Raw genomic sequence first — 3,852 nt, 5'->3', positions numbered from 1 at the left:
TATATAAATAATTTTTAACGTAGTTAGTGAGTTATTTAATACACTAAGATGATCATTTTTTTAATAAAATTGGTATTAATTTAATGTACAAAAAAGGCAGCTCAGGCTGCCTTTTGCATTTTACCAAGTTTATTCAAATAGCTCATCAAGTACATAATAAGACAACTTAGCCTGCTGAGCTAAACTCACACTCAGCATTTTTTGCGCAACTTGTTCGCCAGTTATTGGTTTGTAACGCTTTAAAAACGCAAATCGTGTAATAGCAGGAAAAATAATACTGCCTATCTTTTCTGCCACTCTAAATTGCTCACGATCGCCTAATAATAAAGATGGTTGTAAAATACTTATTTTATCAAAAGGGAGTGCTTTAATATGTTGCTCAAGCTCTCCCTTCATTTTCAAATAAGCACTATTACTGTGCGTATTCGCCCCGCTTGATGACACTAAGCAATAATGCGTAACGCCATTACATGCCGCTAACTGCGCCGCTATAAACTGATAATCAAAATCAACTTTACGCTGAGCGTGTATCGAGCCCGCTCGTTTACGGGTTGTGCCCAAACACGAAAACAATACATCACCTTTAAAAAGCTCAACATATTGAGTTAATTTTTCAAAATCAATAACGTGATTAACTAGCTTTGCATGTGTGACAGGCAGAGCTCGACGGCTTAACGTAACTACTTTTGTATAACGATCGCTATTAAGTAACTTATGGAGCAACTCATTACCGACCAAGCCTGTAGCACCTATTAACACCGCCGTTTTAGTCATGGATTTATTTATTTTCACCCACTTTTTTAAATACGTGTTGCACTGCTTTTTTGTAGCTTTGCGTTTCTTCACTCGCGCACGTTACTACAGATTCTAAATCATGAAGATGGCCGTTTTCTAAACCATAAACCCAACCATGAACGCTTAGTTCTTGGCCTCGCTCCCAGGCATCTTGCACAATGTTAGTACGACACACATTACGTACTTGCTCAATTACATTTAGCTCAATAAGGCGGCTTAAGCGTTCGCTTTCTGGCATTGCGTCGAGTTGTTCAAGATGCTTTTCTTTTACATCTCCTACATGGCGTAGCCAATTATCAATAAAGCCAAATTTAGCATTGTTTAAAACGGCTTGTACGCCACCACAACCATAGTGACCTACTACCATTATATGTTTTACTTTTAAAACCTCTACAGCGTACTGCATAACCGATAAGCAGTTATGGTCAGTGTGTACAACCACGTTAGCAACGTTACGATGTACAAATAATTCGCCTGGTAATAAATCAACTATTTGATTTGCAGGTACACGAGAGTCTGAACAACCAATCCATAAATACTCTGGATTTTGTTGCATAGATAAAATTTTAAAAAACTCAGGGTCTGCTTCACTTGTACGAGCAGCCCAACGTTTGTTGTTATCGAATAAATTTTTTAACTTTCTCATTGCATCTCTTATTAAGTCGAGGACGGAAATTTAATGGACATTAGCAAGAATCAAAATATTACGAGGCGTTAACTGCTTTTCACAAAACGTTTTAACGCTTACTTGATAACCTTGCTGTTGCAAATATAAAGCACGATCGAGCACAAGCCAAACTTCAATTGCCCTTCTGAACACATGTCGAACCAGTTCAACTCGGTCAGTTATTTTTTTTCGAGCCACCCCAACCTCTAAATACTTAATATAATCAGTATCTTGAGGTAATTTTAATGCCTTTTTATCTGCAGCCCATGCACAAAACGATTTAAACGAATCTGAGAATATAGCTTTGTTGACCGAAGGTACGCTTACGTAATATTGCTCGCCAGTGATCGACTTTCTTAGTGCATCAAAACCAAGTCGCCACTCAAGTTCTGTTTTACGTACTTTTTCCAAACGAGAAGGCGCTGTGACAGTTTCTTGTAATGCGAGCTTTAAATCACGATGCGTTAGATTAAGCTCACTTTTATTTGCATCCTCACTCATTGCACGGTACTCATTAGCCGTGAATAAATGGTAGCAACAAGGTGAAAAGCTAATTTGCTGTACTTTCGCTAAACTTGCTTGGCGCATAAATGCTTGGTGTAAGCCACCGCATGCGTGAAGTGCTACAGCATGCATGTCTGTATTAAAAAATTGAGTGATATCGTCTTTTAATACATCTGCTTGGCTAAAGTGCATTGCTAAGCCTTGTTGCTGTGCACTTTTTTGTCCTTGCTCGCATAAGCTTTGTTGCAGTTCAATACTATGTACATTACTTGCGCCATTAAACGCAAGCATTCGACCTAAGTGTCCTTTACCCGCGCACCACTCTAAAACAGGTTGTTTGGTATTAGGTAGTGCAGATACAAAATCTTGTAACTGTGCAAACTTACGACCTTTAATGCCGTTACTTATCCAAAATGGATAATCAGCTCGAGAGTGGGCTGTGCTAGGTAACTCGCATAACTTTGCAAGTTCATCAAGTTGGTTTATGTGCTGGCTAAAAAATTGGTATAGCTGGTTTTGATCGTTATCAAGAACGCTTACCTGATCATCAGTTAGTTCGCTAAGTATGCCTTGTAGCTCTGGCCAAGGTATAGTGTCAAAATCAAATGCAGTGCACTGCCAATACTGACGATGATGTATTAAAAGAGAATCAAGTGCTAAAAATTGCTCAGCTAAAGTCATAACAGCTTAAAAAATAAAAAAGACAATTAATTATATCAGTTTCGTGAATTACCTAAGCAGTTAATTTTTACTAAAAATCAGCCGTAAATACAAAGGTATTGAAATAATACTTACCAAAATAGCTGCCATGAGCATCCACGATAACTGCATTTTTTCAGGCTCTTGATATATATAAATAAAGTGAGATTTCACTTCGTCAAATTCGTTTTGCGGTATGCCATATAAGTCCGCAATTAAGCGCCACTTTGCTATCGACATATGTCCTAAACTGGTAGTGGGTGGGGTTATATAACTTTTTAGTACTTCAGCCTCAAAAGCGAGCTGATAAAAGCTTTTACCCGGTGCATAGTTTTGCTGGGTGACTGCAATGGCTTCATCCATGTTCATCATTGCATAACGCCACCCTTTTAGGCTCGCTTGGTAGAATTTTTCGACCGTTTGAGGATTTTTCTTAAGCATGTTTTCGCTGGTAAATAAAATGTCGCTATATACATCCATACCATAACGCTGTGGGCAAACAAGTCGATGAGCTACACCTTGTTGAGTCATATAATAAGGCTCTGTAGTAACATATACTTGCATAGCATCTAGCTTGTTTTCAATCCAAGCCTGGCCTGGATTTTCGCCATCGTAAACTTTGAGTTTATCCACATCAACGCCACTGCGTTTAAGCATAATAAGTAGTTCGGTACCATCATTTTTGCTTACCGCAGTGATACGTTTATTAACAAAGTCACGTGGATGAAAAATATCAGACGTGTCTTTAACCATCCAGCAGTAAGGTGAAAATTGCAATAAGGCAGCCATAGCAACAAGAGGTTGTCCATTAATACGTTGCTGTAAAATACCAGAGTGCCCTACTCCAAATTGTGCTTCGCCACTGGCGACAGGAGCAAAGGTATCAGGTTTCATTGGATTAGCTTGTTTAATGGTTACATCAAGGCCCGCTTCATTATAAAAGCCTTTTTGCTTTGCCATATAGTAGCCAGCAAACTGAAACTGATGTGTCCATTTTAGCTGTAATGTGACTGATTCTTGCGCCGCGATATGGCTACAAAAAAAGCACAATCCAATGATTAATCCTTTAAATAGCAACTAGGTGTCCTCAAAAAGTATGACGATTACCTGTAACTATATGTAAAACGTGTAATAAAGCAAGCACCCTAGTTAGGTGCCTGCCTATAAAGTAGGATTATACTGAGGCG

At 38.6% G+C, this 3,852-nt stretch carries 4 protein-coding genes; all 4 read right to left on the bottom strand.

Annotated features, from left to right (window positions below):
- Positions 1 to 129 precede the first annotated feature (129 nt).
- From H5072_RS13960 to H5072_RS13945, 4 genes are read right to left on the bottom strand one after another with little or no spacing between them, the layout of a single operon-like run.
- Complete coding sequence (locus tag H5072_RS13960; RefSeq protein WP_182693864.1) at positions 130 to 774, bottom strand: NAD(P)H-binding protein; 645 nt, start codon at positions 772 to 774, stop codon at positions 130 to 132.
- A gap of 4 nt (positions 775 to 778) precedes the next feature.
- Positions 779 to 1,441 carry a carbonate dehydratase gene (can, locus tag H5072_RS13955; protein WP_002959903.1) on the bottom strand — a complete coding sequence of 221 codons (663 nt, stop codon included), beginning with the start codon at positions 1,439 to 1,441 and terminating at the stop codon, positions 779 to 781.
- Between the two features lie 30 nt (positions 1,442 to 1,471).
- Positions 1,472 to 2,647, bottom strand: a complete 1,176-nt coding sequence (locus H5072_RS13950) for a methyltransferase (protein WP_182693863.1) — start codon at positions 2,645 to 2,647, stop codon at positions 1,472 to 1,474.
- Positions 2,648 to 2,707: 60 nt separating this feature from the next.
- On the bottom strand, positions 2,708 to 3,742 hold the full coding sequence (locus tag H5072_RS13945) for an ABC transporter substrate-binding protein (protein WP_182693862.1): 1,035 nt from the start codon (positions 3,740 to 3,742) through the stop codon (positions 2,708 to 2,710).
- Positions 3,743 to 3,852: the final 110 nt, after the last annotated feature.

Source organism: Pseudoalteromonas sp. SR45-5 (assembly GCF_014163565.1).
GTDB classification, from domain to species: domain Bacteria; phylum Pseudomonadota; class Gammaproteobacteria; order Enterobacterales; family Alteromonadaceae; genus Pseudoalteromonas; species Pseudoalteromonas distincta.
This window is presented reverse-complemented; position numbering and strand designations above follow the sequence as displayed.

Bases quoted from the DNA above. Each gene is read 5' to 3' on its own strand.
- H5072_RS13950 (WP_182693863.1), bottom strand. From the start codon at position 2,647: ATGACTTTAGCTGAGCAATTTTTAGCACTTGATTCTCTTTTAATACAT.
- H5072_RS13960 (WP_182693864.1), bottom strand. From the start codon at position 774: ATGACTAAAACGGCGGTGTTAATAGGTGCTACAGGCTTGGTCGGTAAT.
- can (WP_002959903.1), bottom strand. From the start codon at position 1,441: ATGAGAAAGTTAAAAAATTTATTCGATAACAACAAACGTTGGGCTGCT.